The sequence below is a fragment of the Pseudoalteromonas sp. B160 genome (assembly GCF_037162485.1).
Taxonomy (GTDB): domain Bacteria; phylum Pseudomonadota; class Gammaproteobacteria; order Enterobacterales; family Alteromonadaceae; genus Pseudoalteromonas; species Pseudoalteromonas rhizosphaerae.
The window spans coordinates 3802653-3829248 of the sequence record NZ_JARLUX010000001.1; the positions used below are offsets into that span (position 1 = coordinate 3802653).

General features: G+C 38.5%; 24 protein-coding genes and 4 pseudogenes. 11 read left to right on the forward strand and 17 right to left on the reverse strand.

The features are described from left to right. The first annotated feature begins 184 nt into the window (after positions 1-184). Both P4S61_RS17755 and P4S61_RS17760 read left to right on the forward strand, forming a co-directional pair. A pseudogene (locus P4S61_RS17755) lies at positions 185-1392 on the forward strand (porin). Positions 1393-1764: 372 nt separating this feature from the next. Further along, positions 1765-2286: a TetR/AcrR family transcriptional regulator gene (locus P4S61_RS17760; RefSeq protein ID WP_145233339.1), complete on the forward strand. Its 522-nt coding sequence runs from the start codon at positions 1765-1767 to the stop codon at positions 2284-2286. Positions 2287-2757: 471 nt separating this feature from the next. Here P4S61_RS17760 and P4S61_RS17765 read toward each other — a convergent pair whose 3' ends face one another. Then, on the reverse strand, positions 2758-3432 hold the full coding sequence (locus P4S61_RS17765) for an alpha/beta hydrolase (protein WP_337118779.1): 675 nt from the start codon (positions 3430-3432) through the stop codon (positions 2758-2760). 242 nt (positions 3433-3674) lie between these two features. Continuing rightward, positions 3675-4172: a GNAT family N-acetyltransferase gene (locus tag P4S61_RS17770; RefSeq protein ID WP_182732081.1), complete on the reverse strand. Its 498-nt coding sequence runs from the start codon at positions 4170-4172 to the stop codon at positions 3675-3677. An 81-nt stretch (positions 4173-4253) separates the two neighbouring features. On the opposite strand from P4S61_RS17770, the gene P4S61_RS17775 reads away from it, so the two are divergent. Next, positions 4254-4451 (forward strand): hypothetical protein, encoded by a 198-nt coding sequence (locus P4S61_RS17775; protein WP_145233335.1) that lies wholly within the window; start codon positions 4254-4256, stop codon positions 4449-4451. A gap of 297 nt (positions 4452-4748) precedes the next feature. Continuing rightward, positions 4749-6266 (forward strand): hemolysin, encoded by a 1518-nt coding sequence (locus P4S61_RS17780; RefSeq protein WP_337118780.1) that lies wholly within the window; start codon positions 4749-4751, stop codon positions 6264-6266. Between the two features lie 1281 nt (positions 6267-7547). Here P4S61_RS17780 and P4S61_RS17785 read toward each other — a convergent pair. Together P4S61_RS17785 and P4S61_RS17790 are read right to left on the reverse strand one after the other, a co-directional pair. After that, positions 7548-7919, reverse strand: a complete 372-nt coding sequence (locus P4S61_RS17785; RefSeq protein ID WP_182758789.1) for a hypothetical protein — start codon at positions 7917-7919, stop codon at positions 7548-7550. A 338-nt stretch (positions 7920-8257) separates the two neighbouring features. Further along, positions 8258-8469: pseudogene (locus P4S61_RS17790) on the reverse strand (hypothetical protein); the annotation flags it as partial. A 322-nt stretch (positions 8470-8791) separates the two neighbouring features. Here P4S61_RS17790 and bktB point away from each other — a divergent pair. Then, positions 8792-9985 (forward strand): beta-ketothiolase BktB, encoded by a 1194-nt coding sequence (gene bktB / locus P4S61_RS17795; protein WP_337118781.1) that lies wholly within the window; start codon positions 8792-8794, stop codon positions 9983-9985. Positions 9986-10183: 198 nt separating this feature from the next. Here bktB and P4S61_RS17800 read toward each other — a convergent pair whose 3' ends face one another. From P4S61_RS17800 to P4S61_RS17825, 7 genes and pseudogenes are all read right to left on the reverse strand, one after another. Further along, positions 10184-10492 (reverse strand): DUF6419 family natural product biosynthesis protein, encoded by a 309-nt coding sequence (locus tag P4S61_RS17800; RefSeq protein ID WP_145233324.1) that lies wholly within the window; start codon positions 10490-10492, stop codon positions 10184-10186. 151 nt (positions 10493-10643) lie between these two features. After that, entirely contained in the window at positions 10644-11222 is a 579-nt protein-coding gene (locus P4S61_RS17805; protein WP_337118782.1) for a cold shock domain-containing protein, read from the reverse strand. A 482-nt stretch (positions 11223-11704) separates the two neighbouring features. Continuing rightward, entirely contained in the window at positions 11705-12010 is a 306-nt protein-coding gene (locus P4S61_RS17810; RefSeq protein WP_337118783.1) for a hypothetical protein, read from the reverse strand. Between the two features lie 123 nt (positions 12011-12133). Further along, positions 12134-12415: a hypothetical protein gene (locus P4S61_RS17815; protein ID WP_145233317.1), complete on the reverse strand. Its 282-nt coding sequence runs from the start codon at positions 12413-12415 to the stop codon at positions 12134-12136. Between the two features lie 109 nt (positions 12416-12524). Next, positions 12525-12944 (reverse strand): annotated as a pseudogene (locus P4S61_RS23015) (DUF4304 domain-containing protein); the annotation flags it as partial. Positions 12945-13100: 156 nt separating this feature from the next. Further along, positions 13101-13628 (reverse strand): hypothetical protein, encoded by a 528-nt coding sequence (locus P4S61_RS17820; RefSeq protein ID WP_337118784.1) that lies wholly within the window; start codon positions 13626-13628, stop codon positions 13101-13103. Next, positions 13625-14047: a hypothetical protein gene (locus tag P4S61_RS17825; protein ID WP_337118785.1), complete on the reverse strand. Its 423-nt coding sequence runs from the start codon at positions 14045-14047 to the stop codon at positions 13625-13627. The genes P4S61_RS17820 and P4S61_RS17825 overlap by 4 nt, the downstream gene beginning before the upstream one ends. Positions 14048-14409: 362 nt before the next feature. On the opposite strand from P4S61_RS17825, the gene gloA reads away from it, so the two are divergent. Next, positions 14410-14937: a lactoylglutathione lyase gene (gene gloA / locus P4S61_RS17830; protein ID WP_145233310.1), complete on the forward strand. Its 528-nt coding sequence runs from the start codon at positions 14410-14412 to the stop codon at positions 14935-14937. A 73-nt stretch (positions 14938-15010) separates the two neighbouring features. On the opposite strand, the gene htpX is transcribed toward gloA, so the two are convergent. The 5 genes and pseudogenes from htpX to bioB form a co-directional block, all read right to left on the reverse strand. Beyond that, positions 15011-15874: a protease HtpX gene (gene htpX / locus P4S61_RS17835; protein ID WP_064666216.1), complete on the reverse strand. Its 864-nt coding sequence runs from the start codon at positions 15872-15874 to the stop codon at positions 15011-15013. A 139-nt stretch (positions 15875-16013) separates the two neighbouring features. After that, positions 16014-16697, reverse strand: a complete 684-nt coding sequence (bioD, locus tag P4S61_RS17840; RefSeq protein WP_064666215.1) for a dethiobiotin synthase — start codon at positions 16695-16697, stop codon at positions 16014-16016. A gap of 18 nt (positions 16698-16715) precedes the next feature. Continuing rightward, a pseudogene (locus tag P4S61_RS17845) lies at positions 16716-17533 on the reverse strand (methyltransferase domain-containing protein). After that, positions 17530-18684, reverse strand: coding sequence for an aminotransferase class I/II-fold pyridoxal phosphate-dependent enzyme (locus P4S61_RS17850; protein WP_337118786.1), 1155 nt, complete (start codon positions 18682-18684; stop codon positions 17530-17532). Before P4S61_RS17850 ends, P4S61_RS17845 begins: the two are co-directional and overlap by 4 nt. Before the next feature lie 55 nt (positions 18685-18739). After that, positions 18740-19780, reverse strand: a complete 1041-nt coding sequence (gene bioB, locus P4S61_RS17855) for a biotin synthase BioB (protein WP_337118787.1) — start codon at positions 19778-19780, stop codon at positions 18740-18742. Positions 19781-19875: 95 nt separating this feature from the next. Between bioB and bioA the strand changes: the two genes are divergently transcribed. Beyond that, positions 19876-21165 (forward strand): adenosylmethionine--8-amino-7-oxononanoate transaminase, encoded by a 1290-nt coding sequence (gene bioA, locus P4S61_RS17860; RefSeq protein ID WP_337118788.1) that lies wholly within the window; start codon positions 19876-19878, stop codon positions 21163-21165. Between the two features lie 54 nt (positions 21166-21219). On the opposite strand, the gene P4S61_RS17865 is transcribed toward bioA, so the two are convergent. Then, a complete protein-coding gene (locus P4S61_RS17865; RefSeq protein WP_145233300.1) occupies positions 21220-21654 on the reverse strand; it encodes an AAA family ATPase in 435 nt (144 codons plus the stop codon). 287 nt (positions 21655-21941) lie between these two features. Here P4S61_RS17865 and asnS point away from each other — a divergent pair, with 287 nt between their 5' ends. The 4 genes from asnS (at position 21942) to P4S61_RS17885 (ending at position 26388) form a co-directional block, all read left to right on the forward strand. After that, positions 21942-23339: an asparagine--tRNA ligase gene (gene asnS / locus P4S61_RS17870; RefSeq protein WP_064666209.1), complete on the forward strand. Its 1398-nt coding sequence runs from the start codon at positions 21942-21944 to the stop codon at positions 23337-23339. Between the two features lie 185 nt (positions 23340-23524). Further along, complete coding sequence (locus P4S61_RS17875; RefSeq protein ID WP_337118790.1) at positions 23525-23959, forward strand: hypothetical protein; 435 nt, start codon at positions 23525-23527, stop codon at positions 23957-23959. Further along, a complete protein-coding gene (locus P4S61_RS17880; protein WP_337118791.1) occupies positions 23934-25049 on the forward strand; it encodes a methyl-accepting chemotaxis protein in 1116 nt (371 codons plus the stop codon). The genes P4S61_RS17875 and P4S61_RS17880 overlap by 26 nt, the downstream gene beginning before the upstream one ends. 217 nt (positions 25050-25266) lie before the next feature. Next, a complete protein-coding gene (locus P4S61_RS17885; RefSeq protein ID WP_337118927.1) occupies positions 25267-26388 on the forward strand; it encodes a PIN domain-containing protein in 1122 nt (373 codons plus the stop codon). Positions 26389-26596 lie beyond the last annotated feature (208 nt).

Sequence of the window (26596 nt, forward strand, 5' to 3'; positions counted from 1 at the left end):
TAAGCTAATTTGGATCAATTTATTGTGCTCGCATTTTGTCGCCGGACAAAAAAGGAACAGAAATTAACAATTCAAATTTCCTCTATCATTTTTTAATGATATTTTTTCACTTTAGCCATTAATTTAGCTTTGTTAGTCTGCGCGACCAAAGGACAATGATAGATAGCACACAAGGCAATATCAAATGAATAGAAAATTAATTGGGGTCATTATCGCAAGCGCTTTGATGGCACCGAGCGTAAACGCTGTTGAAGTTTATGATGACGGAAAAAACAATTTAACCATCGGTGGTTTTATTGACGCCAGAATAATCCACACACAAGGGCAAACTGAAATAGTTAATGGTGCATCACGGATTAGCTTTGATTTTAGCCGCAAACTAAAAGATCAGTGGTCAGCTTTAGCCTTATTAGAATGGGGTGTAAACCCTGTTGGCAGTAGCGATATCATCTATAACAACCGCTTTGAATCTATTCAAGATGAATTTTTATATAACCGACTTGGTTATATAGGTATAGCGCATGAAAAATATGGCCAAGTGACAATAGGTAAACAATGGGGGCTTGGTACGACGTAGTTTATAGTACTAACTATAGCCTAGTTTGGGATGGTAATGCAGCCGGTGTTTACACCTACAACAAAGACGATGGTGCAATTAATGGCACCGGGCGCGGTGATAAGTTATTGCAGTATCGTAATACGTTTGGTGATTTTAGTATTGCAACTCAAGTGCAATTTAAAAATAATGATTTTTATACCTGCGATATTGAAGCCATTTCAGAAGCTGCTTGCCAGACATTGTGGGAAAGTGGCAGTGATCTTGCTCAACAAGTAGAATTTAATTCAACCTATGGGGCAGCCGTTACCTATTCTGTAAGCGACGACTTAAAACTTACTGCCTGGTTTAACCGCGGTGAACTAACCGTAAATTACGCAGCAGGACGTATTCAGTCTGTTAATGATTTTATTTATGGCGCAGGTGTTACTTGGGGTAATTTCAACAATGATGGCCTTTATTTTGCCGCAAATATCAACAAAAATGAAAATCATGATACCGATAACTTAGGCCGTCTGATCAAAGACGCGATTGGGGTAGAGTCATTATTATCTTATAAGTTTGATAATGACATTCGTACCTTCATTGCATATAACCTCTATGATGCTGGAACAGATTACGTGATCCAGCCAAATTTTAACGCCGATCCTAATGACAACTTTAAACGTCAATTTACAGTACTTGGCTTTCACTATCTATTCGACGAAGATACGATTTTTTATATTGAAGCACGTAAAGACTTTAGTGATTTTTCAAGTGCCGATAAAGAGCAAGAATATCAAATGGGTCTATCAGAAGATGATGGCATTGCATTTGGTTTTCATTACACATTATAACTAGAACACTTACAGGCTGATTATTTAATCAGCCTGTTTTGCTAATATTAACCACCCGCTGCGATCACACTTTTTTGCTTTACCTTTAGTTGCAAACGCTTTTGTCAAAGCCAAATAACCTTCCTTAGGTCCTAAAATTATCCATAACATTAAAATTCCCCCGGTAATAAAATTGCTTTAAGTAATGGTCCTAGCATGTAAGAATAAAAATAATAAATGGGATAAATAGTCCGTAACCAATAACTTGTTTGATAAAGTTCATATAAGTTCCTTGCTTAAATGAGCGCGCTCATAAATATAATTGAGCGCAGTCACTTTTTCAAGTAACTTCATCTTTACTATCACAAGTTAAATATAATCAATTGATATACAATGAATAAAAAAACGCAAACCTATAATAAAATTCTTACCTCGGCTTGGCTGTTATTCTTAGAGCAAGGTTATGCTCATACATCTACACGAGAAATCGCAAAAGCGGCTAATGTGGCCGTTGGTACAGTGTTTAGTCATTTCGAAAATAAAATCGACTTACTAAAAGCAGGAATGCAGCAACAAATAGATACGATCATTCATCAGGCTAGTTTAACTGATCGCCAACATGCACCAAGGCTTAAGTTACGTCACTATGCCCTACCGTTATTTGAATTTTATTGTAATAACATTGAATTTAGTAAAATATTGATAAGCGATATGATTTGGCAAGCCGATTTTTTTGAACAGCAAATGAGTGAGTTTAAAAAACGGCTGTTCGATGAACAGCAAGAGTTTGACGATATAAAAGCAAATGTGATGTTAGATTGTTATTTTATGACTATTATTTCAGGATTAAATGAACCTGCGCCAGAACCTGAAAAAATGCTACGTCAACTCACCAGCAAAATATCTATTCTTTAGCGACAACTTATTTCATGGTGTGTTTCACTTTGGGCATTAAATTTAAGCTTTTAACTTAAAGTAATAGCGATTTTCTATGGTTAAGTGCAAACTCTGTAACTTATCTATTGATAAATTAAACGTCGTTAGTGTGTAAATAAAACTCACCTTCTGAACCCCTACTAATTCGCTGCAATTACCGACTGTTTACTGATATTTTTTGATTTAAGACGTTGTCGTTGTATCAATGAAGATCCCTCCATAGCCAAATAAGCATAACTCTTGTGATACGTTTAATCGAATTACTAACTTTGATTTATCAAGCTCATGATTCTTCTTGATAGCTTTTAGTTGAAAATAACTTTTTATGCAGAGTTATCTTATTTAACAAATATAGTATGATGTGTTCTTTTGTGGTTTATTACTGTCTTATTATTTAGTTAAGCATATTAGTTTATTGATGAATTATAGAAATCGAGTGCCTGCTTAACACTATGCACCGTGGTTTTCCCTGTGCTCTAAACCTTCATTAATTCTGCTATTCCAAATAATATCATTAGCATATATGTTAAGGCTATTATTAAGACCAGCAAAGGCACTTAACATTAAAGGATGCTCGGCGCCTCCTACTGTTATATAGAGCGACAGCGGTATGTTATCGTCTGTATTGAGGCATCGTTGCGATAAGAATCGATCAAACTCTTTTACAACGGTCATATCGTCGTACCAAGCAGCCGGACTAAATGCAAAATAACCGTTAAACAGCCAAGGCTTTGTACTCATAGTGTATAAAACAAAACTCCCTCCTGCTGAATAGCCCGACAAAACACGATTATTATCTAGCTTATAATGTGATTCTAAATACGGTAATAACTCACCTTCAATAAAAGCCAAAAATTGATCAGCTTGACCAAATAATTCTGGTGAATTTTCACTTGCTGGTCTTGCTTGGGTATTCACATCTTGGCGTGCATACGGTGGGACTAAATCTCGATTTCTAGTAAAGGTCCAAAATTGATTGGGGATCGATACCAAAATTGTATCCTGCTGCGCTGGTAGCTCAGCCATCACTGAATCCCACTGCGTAAGATTGAAGTTACCGTCGGTTCTAATGATCAAGGAGTAGCGTTTATTTGGCTCAAAATTGCTAGGTAAACGAATAAACACTTTCCTATTTTCATCCAATACCTGCGAATAAATTGTGATGTCTTTAAAATTTGACCTGTAATGCGCGTTGTATTTATAAATGACAATAGTGCATGCAATGAAGGCGGCTATACTCAATAGAATTATGATTGCAGTGCGATTAAGTTTTTTTAATAGAAGCATAGCTTTCAGGTAAAGATTGTTTTAAAAACAATACCCTTTCTGTATTTTAATTAAACTACCGTTATGTAACAAAGTATGATTTACAGTTGATACGCCCATTGTTCACTCGCTACATGAGTGAATTTAAAACGGCGAAGTAATTGCTGGCTTTGGGTGTTTTCTACCGCCACTTTAGCCTTTAAATTAGTAATGTTCAACTCATTGCCTAACAGCTTAACAACGGCTTTTATATTTGTTAGCAAGAATGCTAATGCTTCAGACATATACCCATTCCCCCAATAATTTGGAGACAACTCAAAACCTAACCAAGCAGTATCTTCTTCAATATCATATAAACCAATGCAGCCAATCAAGGTCGACGTATTTAATAAGTACATTCCAAAGCGCAGCGTATTTCCTTCATACATGCCAGTAATATCATCTTGGATCAGTTGTTTTACGTCATCACGCGTAAGTGGCACTGCATAGTCATTAAACTGAGCAACTAACGGCTCAGACAAAATAGCCCACAACGCACTACAGTCCCTATGCTTAATTGGCTTTAATGTGATTCGACTTAGTGCAAACTCATTGTTCATAAATAAAATTAAATTACGGCTTTAAAGCCCGCTATTATTCCCTTAAGATACCCGCCATACAAGTTAATAACTGAGCTAATTATGAATGACGAATTTAAAGTAATACAACCTACAACCACAGTGTATTGCCCAAAGCGCGGTGAAGGTTGGACCCTTACAGGTATTACTAGCATTAATGAATTTACATCTGTTATGTTTGATGGTGTGCGTTATACGTTACCTGCACGTGAAATCATTGAACAGTTATTACCTAACCAGCTTGCTCGTGAACAAAAATAGCCACAACTTAAAATTCCCCGTTAAAGATACAAAATTAAGTCTTTAGTATTATAAAACACCTCAATTTAGCCAGCATTTCGTGTATAAATGCCAACCGCTTGTTAAGATATGTTGCTTTTGTAATCAACCATTAGGATAATTGTACAATACTTTGAGGTTAATAACGGATGCGCTCGGCTTATAGGAATTAAGCAATACAATTTTGGGAACAAGGATAGGCAGCTATAAACCAAATTGTAATTACCTCAGACTAACTATAGCTGTAACAATGGATCCTCGTTAAAAGGCCTACTCTAAATGAAAACAACACTAAAAATTACAACCCTGTCTGTTGCTATCCTTTCATCTTTGCAAGTTGCGCATGCAAACCAATGTAACGGTCAACTTTATGGTATTAATGCTGGACGCGGTGACACCGGTATTATATTTAAACTAGACGAATATACACAACAAACTCAAGCACATTCTAGAGCTAAATACAGCTCTTCAGCGCTTGCTCATATTCCGGAAACAAATCGCTTGTATTACATCTCAGCACCTCGCCCTATTGAATATCAAGTAGATGTTGAGCACTTAGGTTTTAATTCAACAGAGCTCAAATCTCTACCTATTAGTGGCAGTAAGTTTAAGTACATCAAATTGGCCTATGTTGATTTAGATACAAACGAACATGTTGAAGTTGGCAGAACAAGTAACATGTATCGTTTAGTGTATGACCAACAAAATAATCGCTTACTTGGATCATATAAAGATAAGCTATACGCGATCGATCCTGAAACTAGCGAAACAATTTTACTTGGAAATATTACAGGCCTTGAAAATGACCAAGGTATCTGGCGTGGTGACATGGTATTTAAAAATGGTGAATTAATCTTAGTCACCAGTACAAGTTTATATACTGTGAATGTGCAGGAACTTACGGCAACAAAATTATCTGATCACAACTTAACGACTGTCACAGGCGCTGCACTTAACCAGCAAGGTGATATTGTATTAAGCCGAACTATTTTAACTGATCTAGGCCATTCTAATAAATCTGAGTTGTACAAAGTAAATAAAAACACTGGTAATACCTGCCATGTTGCAGATTTTCCAGTACGTTTAAATGATTTAGCAACTAATTTTAACGAATCAGTTGCATGCTACGATGCACCAGTTTGCACCGCGTCAGATATTCCAAGCTTTACTATTGTACCGATTGTTGATTCAGTAGACGAAGGTAGCGCATTATCTTATAAACTAGAGCTAAGCAATAGTTATGAACAAGATAGTGATATTTATGTATCGACTTCAGCAGGAACAGCAACAAGTAGCGACTACAGTTTCTCTGATCAAGTCATTACTATTGCGGCAGGTGAAACAACTGCTTCATTTACAATCCCAACAATTGATAACGATGACTATAGTGAAACTAAAACCTTTACCGTCAATGCCGTTGCTCAGCTTAATGTAACTGGTTCAAGTTCTCTACCAGCGTCTATCTTAAATGATGATGCTCAGTGTATTGCCGAGAATTACACACGGATCAGTTACTCTTTTATCTCTGAAAATTCTGGTTATAATAATGATTGGGGTATTAAGGTTAATAACCAATATATTAAATTGTTAGATGAGCATGGAGCATCAGGTTATTACGACGTTAAAGCCAGTGATTCAATCGTTTACGTACTTTCCGTGAACGGTAATGCAAACAATCTTAAAACAGCCTATAAAGCCAGTGGTACTAAGCAATATTGGGAAGATCAAAACGACAGAGACTACAATGACTTCGTCGTAAATGTCACAACACAACCAATTCAAAAAGGCTGTAATTAATCTGAACTTAGGATAATAAATCCCTTACCCAAGGTTCAGGTAATTCATAACTTTCCTGTTTATCATTATCAAATTTACCCCACAAAAAAAGCCAGCATCGCTGGCTTTTTAACGTCTAAATTGAAAATTAACGTAACGCGTTAATTCGACCATAAAGTGGTGGGGTGAAGAGAGTAACTCAGCCATACCTTATACCAATCGACTTAAATATTTAACCATTCTAGCGGGCTAAATAAAGTGCTGACTGCGTTAGTGATTTTTTATGTACGACTGCATGGATGCAGGAGGTAGAGCAATGCAGGAGCAATTGCCGAGAACAACTACATGTCAAAATTCCTGCCTTGTTATCACTGTATTTATCTGTCGCTATAAATGGTCAGTAACTTAACACGACTAGTATTAACCACTAGCAATACCCACCATAACAATAAAATAGACACCCACTTTTAATAATCTCAGACTAAACATGATTTTTATCTGGTAATTTTACTGTGTCCCCTAACATGCTCTCAATTTATCATGCAAATAAACAACTCATGATAAAAAACCTAAATAACAAACACACTAAAAAGTGCATTATTGCAATGCGCAGCTTTTTGTTTGGTTGACGTTTTAAGCAAGTAGCTTTTCTATATTATGAACAAGACAATAAAGTTGCCGCATAATGCAATGAAAGCATTACTTTCTGTTTTTCCGAGTAAGGTCAATTTATTCATGCATTTTTAACTGTAATATTGCACAGTTTACTTACAAGCAAACAGGCTCAATTACAGCCTAACCTTTTACCATTCCTTAAATAAAAAGCTTTCATCGCCCTATTGAGCTGTCTTTTTGAGCTTCATTTTGTCGATGTAACTTACTTGCAGTCTTCCAACGCTTATCGACTAACCGTGGGTTTAGAACACAAGATCCCCCGTTTAGTAATAATGTGTTACAGGCGACAGTGGTGCTTTTTATAAAAATAGTACGCACTAATTAGATACGCAGTTTAATCAAGTTGAAGGTTAGTGATCGACTCGCCATATCCATATAGTGTGGTATCACCAGTACCAAAAGTAGGCGCTTGGAAGCGAAAGCTCTTGTCAAAGCTCAAAAACAAAAGGCATTAACATTGCGCTAGGCAATGACTATTTAGCGTCACAAGGTTTAGTGTCATTGAGAGATATTTGGATCAATATTCATGATGGGAGATGAGCCGCCCATTGCACTTGCTATTAATAAAAAGCGCATGATGAGCAGTCTGGGGCTTGATGTTAGAGACCCTGGCTATCCGATTTGCTCTCACTCTTTAATCAACACCCATCGCGCGGTTTTAACCCACTTTTTTAAACAGGCAATTTCTTCCATACAGCGTAGTTCATTTAAAATCGACAAATACTGCTCTTCATTTGACGTATACATAACAAATGCATCACCTTCGCTATCAAATTGAACAGATGCAAAATGTGTATTTGCTCTCACAACTTGCTCTATAGATGGGCCATTGCCGCTAAAACCATAGGCATTAAACAACTCTGTGAATGATCGCTTACCATCCTTTAAATCAATTTCCACAGGGATCGTAATTGAAAAATAGGTCTCATCAGAATATATGATTGGAGGATAATATTCTGTAATGTCAGGGTTAGCCAGTGGACGAATCCAATAGAACACGAACAATACGAGTAAAATGCAAACTACAATTATTTTCAAAATTTTCATCCTTGAGAACTAACGCTGAGTTTTACGACAATTTTGATGCCGCGAAGCGGTGTAACAAGTAAAAATGACACCCCCATTTTAAAATCACCTAAAAATAGCATCAAATAAGTTCAGATCAAATCAATTTACCGCCTAAAACTCATTCAAAATTACATTTACAATTATCTTGGGAAGCTTTTATTCTACAAATCCAAAATTACTGACATGCAAACCCTTGCCTTGGGGCAATATTTGACGTTTTAGCTGGGTATAAGTACTGGCCAGTAGTTTTTCGCTGTTGTTAACGTTGCTACATTTTGCTGGTTATTCATTACGGCGTTAGCACATATATAAATACAAAATGTCTTTGCGACTAAAGCAAGTAACTTGCCTTTCCCCCTCTGCGATGTTCATAAGACTTTCCTGTAAAGCAGTCTTCACCACATAAAAATGCTCGGCGAACACAACGTGAAATACAGTGATAATACTTTGTAGCGGCACCATGATTATTTTTCACACTAATTAAAACTTAGTATTTAGCTTTGTAAAATGCAAAAATTAAGGTGGCTGTCTTACTTATTTATTATTTATAAATTAAACATTGGGTTATCGTTAAAATGAGAGTCCAACTAAATAAATTATTTCAAAATCTAGAAAAAGCCATATTACTTATCTATATGTTCAAATAAATTGATAGGCTTTATTAACAAACAGGATACGGCTGTTACTTTTGTTTATTGCTTAATTGTGTTTTGATGAATTACCTAAAATTTAGATCCCTTTGGTTCTTAAGTAGCTTCATTTATAACAAAGCGAATAAAGTTTAAAAATAAGAAGAGAAAATAATGACAAAACTTAATAACAATAGCGTAGTTATATTAAGCGCAGTTCGTACCGCTATCGGCAGCTTTGGTGGTAGCCTTAAAAATTTCACGCCCGCCGAGCTAGGCACTCTATGTGCGAAAGAAGCACTAGCCAGAGCCAAGCTATCACCCAACCAAGTTGACTCAACTGTAGTTGGTAAAGTAATTCATAACGGTCCTAAAGACGCATACCTTTCAAGAGTCATTGGGCTAGATGCGGGGTTACCTATTAGTAGTCACGCAGTAACTCTCAACCGATTATGTGGCTCTGGCCTTGAAGCCATTATACAAGCCGCACAACAAATTCAATTAGGTGATGTAGATGCAGCCCTTGCTGGCGGAGCTGAAAGCATGAGTAGCTCAGCTTATACCCTCGAAAGTAATCGCTGGGGGCAAAAAATGGGTAATAGCATCATGCAAGATGAACTCACCTCCACATTACAAGACCCATGGGATAATAACCCAATGGGAATAACCGCTGAAAACATTGCAGATAAATACACTATTAGCCGCGACCAGCAAGACGCTTACACAGCTCAAAGTCATCACAAAGCAGCAAAAGCGATTGCTGCAGGCCATTTTAAACAGCAAATACTCCCTATTGAAATCAAATCAAAAAGTGGCAGCCATATTTTTGATACTGACGAACACGTGCGAGCCGATACCACAACCGAGAAGCTCGCTACCTTAAAGCCCTACTTTAAAAAAGATGGAACCGTTACCGCAGCAAACTCATCAGGTATAAACGATGGCGCAGCCATGTTGGTACTCATGTCTGAGCAAAAAGCGAATGAGCAAGGCTTAAAACCTCTTGGTCGATTAATAGGTTATGCCAGAGCGGGCGTTGATCCCTCGTTAATGGGCACCGGCCCAATTCCTGCGGTAAAACACGTATTTGAAAAAACAGGCTTAACCATTGACGACATGGATGTAATTGAATCTAACGAGGCCTTTGCAGTACAAGCACTGTGCGTTGCAAACGAATTAAACTTTCCTGCCCATAAGGTAAACCCGAATGGTGGTGCAATTGCCTTAGGCCACCCTGTTGGCGCAACGGGTGCAATTTTATCAACTAAATGCTTGTATGAACTCAAACGAATTCAAGGCAAATATGGGCTAGTCACAATGTGTATTGGTGGCGGGCAAGGCATTGCAGCCATTTTTGAAGCGCTTTGATTCTAAGTTTGTAACAACTATTTGATACCATATTAGGTTTAAACATAAGAGCTTTATTCACAAGGAGAACTAAGAGACGCTTTGCTGTTAGAGGAAACAAACAATGTGAAAGGCTATCTTCACAAAGGGAGCAAAGCGCTGCTACACCTTATAGGTTAATAACAAACGCTTTACCTCAAACGTGGGCAAAACTCTCGTCTACAAAACGTGTTTTAAAGTTAACTTTCTTACGCCTAATAAAACACCGCCAAATGAGATTGAAAATAATATCGGTAAAAACAGTAATGTATTAGTGTTGTCTATATCTGTAGCTGGGCTACCAATAACCGCCAGCGTATTAATTAACAGCAGTATTAAACTTGATTGCAGGTAGCCCTTGTATCCAATAGCTCCTGCAAACAACAGCATAATAAATGATCCTGATATCGCAGGCGTAAAAGGTGCGGCCGCGAGTAACATGCAAACAAACGAAAATATGACAGCACAACCAATTATTATTTTAAACATAACATCCTCCATGGTGTTTAACAGTTAATTCAATATAGCTTAACTTAAAGCACCTTATCGTGCCTTTTTTCCACCAGCTATTTATAGCTGTATTATCAAAAATCGTATTCCACCTAACAGGCTTCAACCAAATTTTTGGTTTATCGAAAAACTACCTATTCCCAAACTGCCGTTCACAGGGCTCGCCATCTTTATCCCCGTCCATTTTGGTATTGGGGCAATGTTGAATAAAAAATAATGCCTCTGCATAGGACGTCATTTGGCTACAATGTTGGCGGCCATCACAACGAAATGTTGGTGGTGTTTTAGTAATTGAGTTTGAACTAGCGGGCATAAATGACTCTAAGTTAGCATTAGTCACGACTGGTGTTTGCTTGGTATTTAAAAAACCGGTTTTATACACACTAAAACCAATACTAAAAATAATGGCAAGCGTTATAAGTTTCATTAACGGTGAGTTTTTACGTGACGTTTTGCTTATTTTAATCGGCCTTGTTGAAGCCTTTATTTGTGGTAGTACTAATACGCCCTCAATACGGCAATTTACAGCTTTGGTTTTACCGTTAGGCTCGGTTGCAACTTCAAAATAGATAATGTCACCCACGTTAGGTTTGCGGCTCATATGTTTGAGCGATGATATGTGTATAAAGGTATCGTGTTGCAGTGTGCTTGATTTAATAAAGCCAAAGCCTTTATCGTCATTCCACGATTTTAATAATCCTTTGTTCATCCTTGAGTCGTCCATTTCATTATTTTTAATTTTACAGCCGTTTTAAAAGAGGTTTAAAACCAAGTAAGCCTTAGTGAGTTAAACTTAGCAATTTTCCATGTTAACTAACTCATTTTGCAAAAAAAGCGTATTTCTGCTTCTTTTAATGTGCTTAAAAATACAGAAAACGCACAAATCCCACCACACATAAACGCAATTTGAAAGCTAGATAGCAAAGAAAAACTAAATTGCTGAGAATACATGTACTGCCCTAACAACTGTGCAAAGGTAGCTACACCTAAAATAATTAATAATGGGCATACAACTAGCGTAAACCAAAACCAAATACGTTTAATGCCTTTTATAATTAATACAAAAAATCCTTTTCCTTAATTTAACTTAGAGATTAATTAGCTTGTAAGTCACCGGCATTTTAAAAGCAGCTTATAAGTTTGCCGTGTGAACTTGATGTCTGAAGTCAAGATTTGACCCCATATGGTTTCTTACATACCAAACCAACTAGTCATTTTGAAATAGACCACTTTAGTTTCGCCATTTGATGTTTCAATGGTTATAGCATCGTATACATCATTGCCGTTGGAGAGCATAGATTGACTTACTTTTTTAAAGTTTGGATACTTCTCTTGCAGCCATTGATTCTCCATTGGTATACCATCAAAGCTACTTTTAGCATTAGGAAAAACAACTGCATTTTCAAACGAGCTACCTTCAATCCCATCATATGAGGATGAAGTTGAAGCACATCCGACCATAGCTAGACAAAATACTAAAATAAATAATTTATACATAACTTTCCTTGTAAACATAACACCTAATTAACAGGCAAAAAATGGTTGGCTAAAATGTGTAGCGAAGCGAAACCGAGCAAACTATTTTTAGTCCCGCTTGATTGGCTTATAGTTATATGCAATTTACGGGATGCCAATTTCCCATAGTTGTTCATTACTTAAAAGCTCATTTGTCCCGTCATTTGCTTGGATTAAACCTAAACAATATTTATTAGAAATAAAGAGCTTGTTAGTTGCCAACATAACGACTACCACATTACCTAATTCATGTGGCTCTAGCCAAACATTTTGGGTAAATATTTGACCATCTATTTCTAATTTAATGTCAACGCAAGGCATCAATTTACCATTGATAAATTGATCTCTTAAAAACTCTAATTTGGCATAAATGCTAGATTCATTCATTTTGCATATAACGCCCGCTTAAATTGCGTAAAAAGCTGGCTTTGGTTTTGCTCCGCAAAAAATATGAGCGCTTTTGGAGTCAAATTTAAAGCCCTTGTAGTTATATGTATTAAGCACAAAGCTTAATTGCTATCTCTTTACCGTTATTCCAGTACATATGAGGCCTAATTTTGTCAGAATTTAAAATATCAGTAACGCTATTATACTGATTAAAAAATGGAATAAGTTTAGAGGCTATAAGATTTGTTAATCTTGTAATTTTAGCTTCTGTATTTAGGCCTGACTCAAAATCAGACAGCCTATAAAAATCTCTAATTTCTTCATCAGAACTTAACAGCTGCTCAAATCGAAAGCGTAAATGGCAATCTAGTTCTTTTGGGTAGTCTACTTCTTTTGTTGCTTGAAAATAGATACCAACATTAAAGTAAACACAACCGCTGTTCCGAGAACATTGGATGTTGAACCACTTTGCTAATTCACCCTCAGCACAAGCCCAAGAAGCCCCTTTCTTTTTAAATCCAAAAGCTTTGAATTGAGCTTTTAATGCTTCTTGAAGTTTTTACTTATAATCGACGACAAATAGTACAACCTCAAAAATACATATAACGCCGCCAGCAGCGGCCGAGTGAAACGAGGTCCAGCGACCGTAGGGAGCGATGCTGGCTGGCCTTGTTATGAGCTTTTGCTAGTGCCACAACAAATTATTCTTATAGTTCACAGGAGGTTTTCCATCAGTAGTTAACCCTAAGTAGTAATAAAAACTCACCATTTTACCGCCAATGTCGGCGGAACCAACAAAATACCAATGATCTGTATAAGACACTAAACCGAAGTGTGAGCTATGAGAAGCCTCTGAAACTTTAATTTCAGCCCCCTTTAGAAGGGACGCAACATCCATTCCGCGAGGACAGGATTTGAAACCATGGTTTTCATATAGCTCGTTAACGGGTAAGCCTTTCGTAAACATTGCATTATTATCAACAGTGCAAATGAAAGCGTTATTTTCTAAATACTTTATGCCTATGTCACCTTCAAATTGAGAACTATCTGAAACATTTTTTATGGTTGTGCAACTAACCAACAGAATTATCAGGCTACAAATTAGTAAGTTATTCATATGGCTCATAACGCCGCCATAAATTGCGGCTTTGTAGTTGATTTTTTGTGGTAGCGTAGCGTTAAACCACCAAAAAAGCGACGGAAAAGACGTCAATTTGATGGCTTTGTTAAATGCGGGCTCCCCACCCAACTAGGCTTATTAATATAGTGGTAGTGGAACAGCAAACCAGTAATACCACCGGCCAAATTCCAATATAGATTCTCTAGCGAGGTGGAAAACCCAAAGCAAAAGAATGTAACAGTAAGACCTAGCAAAAATGCCGTGTAATAGTTGGCAAGCTTATATTTAGTGAGTACAACGTAAATTGGCCCAGCAACAACTGTTGCTATAACGCATGAAAAAATAGCTGTAATAAAGTAAAACAGTATAGCTCCACCAATTGCGCCACCTATAAAATCCCACCCACCAGCCAAGAACGATGCAACCATACCAATAAAGACCACCACGCTACCCAAGAACGAGGAATAAATGGCGCTGGTAAAAATATTAGCGATGATTTTCTTCATAGGCATTTAACAACTTTGTCTACGACATTTGTCGTTTTATAAACCGACAAATGTCCATATATACATTGCATTTATCTTAGCCCTCAAATAAACACCTGTAAACAGCTAGTTAACTTCAGGTCATACTTCATAAATGCAGAAATACCCCAAAATGGTGGTGATCAGTAATATTGGACAAAACATCAAGAGCTGTATAAATAAACAGTATCGCTAAATATGCCATTTTTTTGCTTATAAAACATTCAGCTCACTGGCTGGTAATTTAGCTCGGTGGTTTTAATTTGTGCTGCTGTTGATTATGATGAGCGCACACCCTGCCTTTTTAAATCCATTAAGGTTTTTTCAGTCATTTTATTAAGGATTATCTCATGTCTAGCTATAATGAATCTCCAGAGCAAATTGCACAGGCCACTGAAGGCTATGTGATGCAGCAAACTATGTTGCGTATTAAAGATCCAAAACCGTCGCTGGCATTTTATGAAAACGTATTGGGCATGAAACTATTAGGAAAGTATGACTTTCCTGGTATGGAGTTTACTTTGTACTTTTTAGGCTACGAACAAGACATGCCAAAGGGTGATGATAAAGAAAAAACCCAGTGGGTGTTTCGCCGCCCTGCACTCATTGAGCTTACCCATAACTGGGGCACTGAAAACGACGACAGCTTTAGCGGTTATCATAGTGGTAATGAAGAACCAAAAGGCTTTGGCCATATTGGTATTAGTGTGCCTGATGTATATGCAGCGTGCGAGCGCTTTGCTAAGTACGATGTGGAGTTTGTAAAACAGCCAGATGGCGGCTCAATGAAAGGCCTTGCCTTTATTAAAGACCCAGACGGTTACTGGATTGAAATACTCTCGCCGGAGGGCATTACTGAGATTATTCAATCGCAATAAAAACCATTAAAAATAAAAAAGCCTGCAAATGCAGGCTTTTTGTTTACAAGTACTGTGAAAAACTTGGATTTTTTTAACGACGTAGTGCGTCTATTCGTGCGTCAAGCGGTGGGTGAGATGAAAACAACTCAGCCATGCCTTTACCACTGGCAATACCAAAGGCCATCATTGAGCCTTCTAATTGCGATGGGTGGTTTTGCTTTAATCGCTCAAGGGCTGAACGCATTTTATCTGCGCCTACCAACTGAGCTGCGCCGTTATCGGCTGCAAATTCACGTTTTCGGCTGTAATGGGCAACCACTATGCTTGCCAATACACCAAATAATACTTGGAATAACATATCGAATAAGAAGTAAGTCCAGCTGCTGCCGCCCTCTTCTTCATCGCTATTGATAAAGTTATCTACAATGCCAGCCAGCACTTTCGCGGCAAAAATAACAAAAGTATTAACCACACCTTGAATAAGCGTTAGCGTTACCATGTCGCCATTAGCAACATGCGATACTTCGTGCGCCAGTACGGCTTCTGCTTGATCTTGGCTCATGTTATGTAATAAACCCGTACTTACCGCCACCAACGAATTATTTTTACTTGGGCCGGTTGCAAAGGCGTTCATTTCTGGGCTGTCGTAAATCGCCACTTCTGGCATGTTAATGCCAGCTTTTTTAGCTTGAGCAGCCACAGTGTTTACCAGCCATTGTTCGGTTTCGGTACGAGGTTGGGTGATCACTTGCGCACCGGTTGATTTTTTTGCGATCCATTTCGACATAAATAACGAAATAAACGATCCACCAAAACCAAATACAGTCGCAATTAGTAAAATTCCGCCAAGGCTACGATGGCTTAAGCCCAGCGCACTCATTATGATTGAAAGCACCACACCTAATACCAACATAACCGCGAGGTTAGTTAATAAAAACAAAAATACACGTTTCATACGAGTTCTCCAAAAATAACATTTATTGCTGAGCGATTTACTATGTTTGATCGGCTTTGAGCAATCACTGCGTTATGACACACTATGTCATAACGTCAGCGCTATTCTGTGACAAACTATGTCACAACACAAGGGTTATTTATGGATTTATTGATAATTTTTCAAGCAGGGTTTTATAAATTTGTAATTTAGGGGTTTGCTCTGTGTATGGGCTAATGGCAAGCAGTGGAAATGGTAAACGTGTTTTCAGTGAATCTAGGTTTGCTTGGTATTCATCCATAGTGGCATCAACTTGGTTAGCAATCCAGCCAATGCAATTAACACCCATACTTTGCATATGTGCTGCCGTGAGTAATGCATGATTTATACAGCCTAGTTTCATCCCGACCACTAATATTACTGGCAGTTGCTCTGCTTTTACCCAGTCGTATAAATACTCGTTATTATTAATAGGTAAAGCCCAACCACCCGCGCCTTCTGTTAACAGGTAATCTGCGCCTTGTTGCTTAACATGTTGATAAGCCATGCTCAGCTTTTCTACTGTTATGTTTATACCCGCTTGCTCTGCAGCTATGTGGGGAGCTATTGGCGGCGCAAATGCAAATGGGTTAATTATGTCGTATTTAGCGCTGACTGTGGCACTTTCCATTAGCATTAGCGCATCGGCGTTTACGAGCTGCTCAAACGCCATTTCACACCCAGAGGCAATCGGCTTAAAACCTATTGCGCGCTTTTTATGTTGTGCGAGTAACTTTAACAGCAAACTGGTTACATGAGTTTTACCGGCGTCGGTATCGGTACCGGTAATAAAAAACTGGTTCATGGCATGGCCTTATTATTTTTACTGGGCTTTTTCTAATGATAACAATACTACATGGTAAGATACATGGGCTTTATTGTTTACAAGCGGATAGGCATCACAGACTTTTTTAGTGCTGATTTAGTTAATAAACCACGACGACTTGTTGCATGGTTTTGTGTGGTGGCACCAATGGCTTTAATCGATTTTATAGCCGCTAATGCACTGCTGTGTTGATCGGTATAAATGACTTTTTTTGAGGCGTTGATCTTAAACCCTGCCTTTTCGACCGATTGGTTTATATTATTATGGCTTGCAAACTGATTAATATGATTATGTGAATCAAGCGCTGCAAAGGCGGTTTTTATTTCGTTTAATGACCCTGCAACAACCGTACTAATATAGGCTTGCCCGCCTGGTTTTAATGCTTGGTAAAGCGAGTGCATTAAGATTTCAAAATTAGCAGACCACTGCAGCGCAAAATTACTAAATAGCACATCAATACTGTTAGCTTGCAGCGGTAAGTTATCCATATCGGCGCACAGTTTAGGAGTGTTTAAATTACTGCTTTTTAGCATGTTAAAACTTAAATCTATGGCAACAACTTGGCCAAATAATGCCTTTAAAGCCTGACTATTTACAAGCGGCCCTGCGCCTAGGTCAACACAGAGCTTTTTAGGGTTTGCACTAATAAGTTTAAATAAATCATTTGCCGCTTGTTTTTGCACATTGGCATGCTGGCTGTAACTATTTGCTGCTTTTGAAAAGTTATGCGCTGTGGTTTTTTTTAAAGCCTGAGTAGCTAAATACACTGTAGTGGGGCTAAGTGGCTTAGTTTTAATTGCCTGCGGGCTTATCATGAAATGACCTTTTGTAAACTACCAACGAGCTGTTTTATATCGTCATGGGTGTGGGCTGCACTTAAGGTAATACGCAAACGCGAGGTATTGTGTAAAACAGTTGGCGGGCGAATAGCCGTTAGCCAAATGCCCTGCTGCTTTAGTTGCTCACTGGCTTTTAACGTTTGCTCGGCGCAGCCTAAAACAATCGGTTGAATCGCGGTGTTTGATTCCATTAACGCAATGTGCTGCTCTTTTGCTAGGCGTTTAAACAGCGCAATATTAGCGTTTAATTTGGCTCGCCTGTCGTTGGCGTCTCTTATGCTTTTAATACGTGCCAAAGTATGAGCGGCAATAAACGGTGACATAGCGGTTGAGTAGGTATAATCACGATTAAACTGCAGCATGTAATCTATAAAATGCCGCGAACCTAATACGCACGCCCCGCTACTAGCAACCGCTTTACCAAAGGTGATCACTAAAATATCGGGCAAGGTGTCGGCTGTAATTAAGGCTTCACAACTGCCAAGACCCGATTTTCCTAAAACACCAAAACCATGGGCGTCGTCTATCATTAACCAGGCGTTATGCTGCTTTGCTAAGGTAAATAGCGCTTTAATTGGCGCGGTATCACCATCCATGGAGAACACACCTTCAGATACGATGAGCTTATTGCGCGCTTTTGATTTTTCTAGCCGTGAGCGTAAATGGTTTATATCGTTATGGTTAAAGCGTATTAAAGCTGCGTTGGCGTGTAATGCGCCATCAATTAAACTAGCGTGATTGAGTTTATCTTGAAAAATAGCACTGTGTTGCGCTGTCGCTTTATCTTGAAACAAGGCTTTAATAACACTACTATTTGCACTAAAGCCCGAATTAAACAACATGCCTGCCTCATAACCCAAAGCACTACATAAAGCATGCTCAAGCGCTTGCTGTGGTTGTTGATAACCCGTCACTAGTGCTGAGCTGTGGCTACCTAATAATGGCGCGCTGGTTAACTCCACCGGCGAATCGCCAAACCCTAAGTAATCGTTACTCGCAAAGTTAAGGTAGGTTTTATCATTAACCGTAATAGTGCGCGCTGTTGCGCTTTGCACTACATAGCGTTTACGCAAGAGCTGTTGTGCTTTGCGTTCATCTAAATGGGTGTTTATAAATTCAAATGACATAAATGCTTTAACCTGCAACGCGATACTTCAAACCATTACCATAGTACTAAGCGCTTTACGCTTCGTAAAACATCTCAGAGGTTGCTTTATCTGCGACCGCTGACGATAACGATGCAGCATAGGCCTCGTCTGAATAATCGTGGCGTGTTTCTGGGTTCATACCGAGCTTTTTGATCAAGTTCATATCAGCGTCAGCTTCAGGGTTTTCTGTGGTTAATAGTTTATCACCATAAAATATAGAGTTAGCACCTGCAAAAAAGCACATTGACTGCATTTGTTCGTTCATTGCTGTGCGCCCTGCCGATAAACGTACATAGCTATGCGGCATCATAATACGTGCTGTGGCTATGGTACGAATAAACTCAAACTGATCTAAGTCATCAACGTTTTCAAGCGGTGTTCCTTTTACCTTTACTAGCATATTAATTGGCACGCTTTCGGGCTGCTGGGGTAAATTAGCCAACTGCATTAATAAGCCATAGCGGTCGCTTGCTTGCTCACCCATACCCACAATACCGCCGGAGCAGACTTTCATACCAGCGTCTCGCACATTATCAATGGTGTCTAAACGATCTTGGAATGTCCGAGTTGATATAATTTGCTCATAGTATTCAGGTGAGGTGTCTAGGTTGTGGTTATAGTAATCAAGGCCAGCATCACGCAGTTCATGGGCTTTTTCGTTATTTAACATGCCTAAAGTCATACAGGTTTCAAGGCCAAGGGCTTTTACTTCTTTTACCATTTGCGAAATGTATGGCATGTCTCTGTCTTTTGGATCTGACCATGCAGCCCCCATACAAAAACGGGTGGCGCCTTTTTGTTTTGCTAACCGCGCTTGCTCTACCACTTTTTCTACTTCTATTAGGCGCTCGCGTTCTAAATCAGTTTTGTAATGCCCCGATTGCGGGCAATATTTACAGTCTTCTGGGCATGCACCGGTTTTAATAGATAACAACGTAGAAATTTGTACTTCGTTTGGATTAAAATTAGCGCGATGAACAGAGGCGGCTTTAAATAATAAATCGTTAAATGGCATTTCAAATAAGGCTTTCACCTCACTGTGGGTCCAATCGTGTCGAACTGTTGCAAGCTCCATAATACTCTCTTTTATTTTTTGCTCTTGGTGTTATTGGCTTAGAATACGTATTGCCGTACCATTGTCAACAAAGCCCACTTAGTTAAAGCTTACATATGAACAAAAAACAAACGATAGACCTTGATTTTGATCGTCAGCACATTTGGCATCCATACACATCAATGATCCAGCCGTTGCCTGTATACCCTGTTAGCCACACTCGCGATAATCGAATTTTCCTTGCCACCGGCGAAGTGCTAATAGATGGTATGGCCTCTTGGTGGAGTGCTATTCATGGTTATGGTCATCCGGTATTGAAAAATGCAGTGGTTGAGCAAGTAGATAAAATGAGCCATGTAATGTTTGGTGGCATAACCCACCAGCCAGCAGTAGAGCTCTGTAAAAAGCTGGTTGCAATAACCCCGAGTAAGTTGCAAAAAGTATTTTTAGCCGACAGCGGCTCGGTAAGTGTTGAAGTAGCCATAAAAATGGCTTTGCAATATTGGCTTAGTCAAGGAGTAACCAGCAAACAAAAACTAATGACGCCTTATAAAGGCTACCACGGCGATACGTTTGCAGCGATGAGTGTGTGCGATCCTATTAATTCTATGCACTCTTTATACCAAGGCTTTTTACCAGAGCATGTATTTGTGCCTGCACCAAAGACTCAGTTTGGACAACAGTTCAATAAACAAGAAGCACACCACCTTGCACAGTATTTCGAAGAACATCATCAGCATGTTGCAGCTTTTATCATCGAGCCAATTGTACAAAATGCAGGGGGAATGAACTTCTATCATCCTGAGTATTTAAGAACCGTGCGTGAACTATGCGATCGTTACGGTGTATTATTAATTTGTGATGAAATAGCCACAGGGTTTGGCCGCACAGGTAAGCTATTTGCCGTAGAACATGCTGATATTGAGCCAGATATTTTATGCATAGGTAAAGCACTCACAGGTGGCATGATGACGTTATCTGCAACATTAACCACAGATAAAATTGCCATTGGTATCAGCGAAGGTGAAGCTGGGGTGTTAATGCATGGCCCGACATTTATGGGCAATCCATTGGCCTGCGCTGTGGCTTGTGCAAGTATTGATTTATTACTTGAGCAAGACTGGCAAGCACAAATAGCCCATCTAAACGATGCGCTGCAAGCATTACACCGTTGTAATGAGCTTGAGCATGTTGTTGATGTAAGAACGTTAGGAGCAATTGGTGTTGTTGAACTCGATACTGTTATCGATGTAGCAAAGATACAAGCTTTCTTTGTTAGTAAAAATGTATGGATTCGCCCTTTTGGTAAGCTTATCTATTTAATGCCACCGTATATTAGTTGTTCAGGCGATATCACCACATTAGCTGACGCTATTTACGCCGCAATTGCCGGAAAACATTATTAGCATATCATCAAGACCCTAAATAATTACCCAATCTAATCGTAATTTGGGTAATTATTACCACTCAAACATATAAGCCATTTTGCTGATCATTTTCAGTGGAATGTTATGGCTATTACGTTTGGCGTACAGGTGTTGCATTGATTTGTCTTTTACTTCACCCACAATCACTTCTTTAACTTGGTAGCCTAGTGCAACAGCGGCTTGGCTATAAGCAATAAATTCCCATTTCTTGATGTTAGTATTATCAACAATAATAAGTGGGATTTCTTGCGCTAACGCATTTATAAAACGAGCTAAATTTAAATTGTGGTATTGCGACAGTTTGAACTTATCAAACTGATACTCCCCTTGCTCATTATAAAAATAATCATCGGTCGAACAAATTAAGTATTGGCTTTGATCGCCCGCTACCATTTCATCGGCTAGGTTTTGCGCATAATAAGACTTACCACACCCTGGTAAACCACGTAAAATAAAGACTTGTTTCATAATACCTATATGTTTAGCAAGTTAGTTTAAATATCGTAATTGCATATAATGCCACAAAACCCGTTTTTATCGCAGTGAAAATCGCCTTTAAATTTTGATCTAAGTTGTTTCTTATCACAAAAAATTAAAGTTCTAGGTTTTAAACGACAAAAAACCACAAAAATGCAAAAGAATAAGCAAAGAGTTACTTTTGAATGTTTTTTTATTTTACATTCAAAGGTAAGATACACCGTTCAAGTGCAATAGCGCACATATTAATGTAGGCAACTTATATCATTGGAGTGAAGATGAGCCACTTAGCGATTTCAGAGCTATTAAAAGGCAAGGTTGCGGTAGACAGCCAAGTAACAATTAAAGGCTGGATCCGTACACGCCGCGATTCAAAAGCAGGAATTTCATTTTTAGCCGTTCATGACGGTTCGTGTTTTGATCCTATTCAAGCGGTAGTACCTAATTCACTAAATAATTATGATGAAGTTACTAGCCTAACAGCCGGTTGCTCTGTGTCAGTTACTGGTGTTTTAGTACAATCAGCAGGCCAAGGTCAATCTTTCGAAATTCAAGCAAATAGCGTACAGGTACTTGGTTGGGTAGAAAACCCAGACTCATACCCAATGTCGGCAAAACGCCACAGCATTGAGTATTTACGTGAGCACGCTCACCTTCGCCCACGTACCAATATGATTGGTGCGGTAACACGTGTACGTAACTGTTTAGCGCAAGCTATTCACCGTTTCTACCATGAGCAGGGTTATTACTGGATCAGCACCCCTATCATCACCGCAAGTGACTGTGAAGGTGCAGGCGAAATGTTCCGCGTATCAACGCTTGATATGCAAAACTTGCCACGTACAGATAAAGGCGATGTTGATTACAGCGAAGACTTCTTCGGTAAAGAAGCATTCCTTACTGTATCAGGTCAGTTAAATGGTGAGACTTACGCCTCAGCGATGTCAAAAATTTATACTTTTGGCCCGACTTTCCGTGCAGAGAATTCAAATACTTCTCGCCACTTGGCAGAGTTTTGGATGGTCGAGCCAGAAGTTGCGTTCGCTGATCTTGAAGATATCGCCAAACTTGCTGAAAACATGCTGAAGTATGTGTTCAAAGCGGTGCTTGAAGAACGTCGTGATGATATGGAATTTTTTGCTCAACGTGTTGAGAAAACAGCTATCACGCGCCTAGAAGAATTTGTTGAGAAAGATTTTGCACAAGTTGATTACACTGATGCAGTAGAAATTCTTAAAAGCTGTGGTAAGAAATTTGAATACGCCGTTGAATGGGGTGTAGATTTACAATCTGAGCACGAGCGTTACTTAGCAGAAGAGCACTTTAAAGCACCAGTGGTTATTAAAAACTACCCACGTGATATTAAAGCATTCTACATGCGCCAAAATGAAGACGGCAAAACCGTTGCTGCAATGGACGTTGTAGCACCAGGTATTGGCGAGATCATTGGTGGTTCACAACGTGAAGAACGTCTTGATGTACTTGATGCACGTTTAGAAGAAATGGGCTTAAACAAAGAAGACTACAGCTGGTATCGCGACCTACGTAAATACGGCACTGTACCACACTCAGGTTTTGGCCTAGGTTTTGAACGTTTAGTTGCCTATGTAACGGGTATGGGCAACGTACGTGACGTAATCGCCTTCCCTCGTACCAAAGGCAGTGCAACTTACTAAAATGAGTTGATGCTCATTACTGCAATAGATTACTGCAAAAGCCAACCTTAGGGTTGGCTTTTTTTTTGCTAAGTCAATCAGTCGACTTCCCTATTAGACCTTTTATTAATTGATTTTCTGTGCTTTATATTTAAGACTGAAAATTACAACTCAACAAAGGTCAATGGAATGAATTTAAAATCGCTATGCTATACACTCTTCGCTGTCAGTATTGGTTTTCTATATTACTCGAGCAACTATCGATAGTCGCGGCGCTAATCATTGCAATTTTTACTGCTCTATTCGCTTTTACAGCCAAGTTAACTGACAAAAAACCAAACCCTGCGTCAGACATTAATAAACAGCCCCAACTCAGCAATGTTGCTCAAAACATCACAGTGGCAACCTCTCAAAATGCAATTGGTGCAGCAGAAGTCGGATTCTATGTAGATAGCCTAACTAAAGAAATTGATGGTTGTTACAGTGAAAGCGAATCGGTTAGCGCTGCAACACAGGCGTTATCCCATAACAGTAGTGAACTCACTAATAGTATCACCATCGTAAATGCAGCAATGTTGCAAACATCTCAGGCATCAACATCAGCAGAGCAACGCTTTGCAAATAGCCACACAACAAATTGATTCGTTGTCTAACTCAATTACTAACGTCGCAAGTAAGTTAGATTTATTATTAAAAAGTGCAACTGATATTCAAAGCATTACCCAAGTTATTCAAACCATTGCTGAGCAAACTAATTTACTGGCATTAAATGCCGCCATAGAAGCAGCACGAGCGGGTGAACAAGGCAGAGGCTTTGCTGTAGTTGCCGATGAAGTACGTAATCTTGCCAATAAAACCAATCAAGCCACTAAACAAATTGCACAGATGCTAACTGAGATCAATACTAATAGCGTGCAAACAAATGATGATATGAAACAGGTTTCTTTACAAAGTGATGAAGTGAAAACCGAACTCGAAAATGTTACCCAAGCATTTTTAACAATAAATCATGATATTACAGACTCATCATCAACCTTAGAAAACATGCAGCAAGCAGTATCTGCTTTTCAACAAGCAACCACACAAATAAATACCTCTGTATCAAGTATCAGCCATTTGCTAGCTGAAATAGCAACCAAAGGTAACTCAATTTCATCACAAGCAGCTATGTTATCGATAGGATCTGAAACCATCTTTAGAGAGCTCAGTAAAGTTGAACACAATGCCTTTTTCAAGCCTATACTCAAGGCAGCAACAACGGCAAGCAATGCAATCGCGGTAAAATTTACTGAGTTGCTAGAAACGAAGCAATTAACTGAAAAGCAGTTGTTCTCACAAGAATATCAAGCAATTAAAAATACTAACCCGACAAAATATACAACACCATACGATACTTTAACCGATAAAATTTTACCGCCAATTCAAGAGCCTATTCTTGAAAATGACAAAATTCTTTTTGCTGGTGCCGTAGACAAAAAAGGTTACTTCCCTACCCACAATAAGCGCTACAGCCAGCCACTAACGGGCAATTACCAACAAGATTTAGTGAATAACCGCACTAAACGTATTTTCAACGATGCCACCGGCAGCCGCTGTGGTAGCCACACTGAGAGCTTTTTATTGCAAACCTATAAACGTGATACCGGTGAAATTTTACATGACCTATCAGTACCCATTTATGTAAATGGCAAACACTGGGGCGGTTTTAGAATTGGGTTTAAAAGTAACTAAAAAGAAGCTATCAGACATTATTAACCGCCGTTTTACTGCAAAATAACAAGTCTTGAATTTTGCTATTTTAATTACTTATTTACAAAAGTAATTATTGGTGGAATTATCAAGGTATGTAATAGGTACCGTTTTGAGGTGTTATAAACCCCAAAGTGGTGTTCAATAAGCGTTAGGCTCACGAATTCAGGTTCCCGTGAATGGAAAAAAAATACCAATAATGCTTGATTCGACGATTTTGAAGCAAGTGCCGAAGTTGAACTCAGCGCTCTTTAACGAATTGGTGAAGTATATTCGTGCAGACTTATACAGTTTGTACGTGTCCGAAATAGTAGAGAAAGAATATATATCATGGATAAGGGATGAAGCACAAAATTCTTATGACTCGGTGGCAAAAGCAACAAATACTTTGAATAAGTACTACGAAGAGCCAAGTATTCTAGGGTTCAAGTTTGAATTCAATTCGACAATCAGCATTGCAGCAAGCCATATAAACGGAATTTTGAAAAAAGTAAATGATAACTGGATTTCGTTCAAAGAAAAAACAAATGCCACAGTTATTCCCATACATCCGGAACACGGAAAAACAGTTATGGATGCTTACTTTAGTGGTGGTAAGCCTTTTAGTAAGGTAAAAAATCGTAATGATATTCCCGATGCATTTATTTTCTGTGCTTTAAATGAACTATTGAAGTCGAATGAAAAGGTAGTATTCATTTCTAGCGATAAAAAATTCACTGAAGAAATTCAGTGTGAAAATATTATATGCTTTGATAATTTATCTAAACTTTTTAGTTCTGGTCCGTTGAGGCTTGATGCCAGATTTTTTAGTTCACTAGAAGGTGACAATAAATTCTTTACTTTATTTAGAATATATGAGGATGAAATACGGCGAAAATTAGTTTCGGAAATAGAATATTCAGATATTACTGATATTATCGACGATATGATCGTTGAGGAAGCTGTTGGTGAATATAGTGATATATCAACGGATGTAATAGATTTAATTAAAAAGTTTGATGAAGCAACGAACATTTCCGAATTAACTTATTTAGTCTCGTTTGAAGCCAAAGTAAAGTGTACTGTTGATTCTTACGCCACTAAAGATGAAATTGACATGATCAATCAGCAGAGGTTGAATAATATAGACAAAGAGGTAGACGAAGATGGTAACTTTAAAGTCTCTGAATGTTATTTTTATAACTTCTCCGGCCATTTCAGTGTCAAATTCGATGACTCAGACCCCTCGCTTTGGAAAGAGCAGAAAAAGGAGGGTATATATGAACAACTTGAGATACATGAGATTGCCGTTATCCTTGAAGATATTCGACAAAATGCCTAATAGGGTAGCCGGAGGCCTCCTCCAGCCCCCACACCACGCATCATGTGCTATTTAATAACAAACAGTGCAATAGGCGATTCATCTCCCGTAATGAATATTGATCCAAATATCTCTCAATGAAGCTAAGTTGTCATTGTTTAGCGAAATGTTTATTTTTTAGCCTTTCCCACTCGGGTAAGCAGTTTAATCGCCGTTGCTCCTTAGCAAA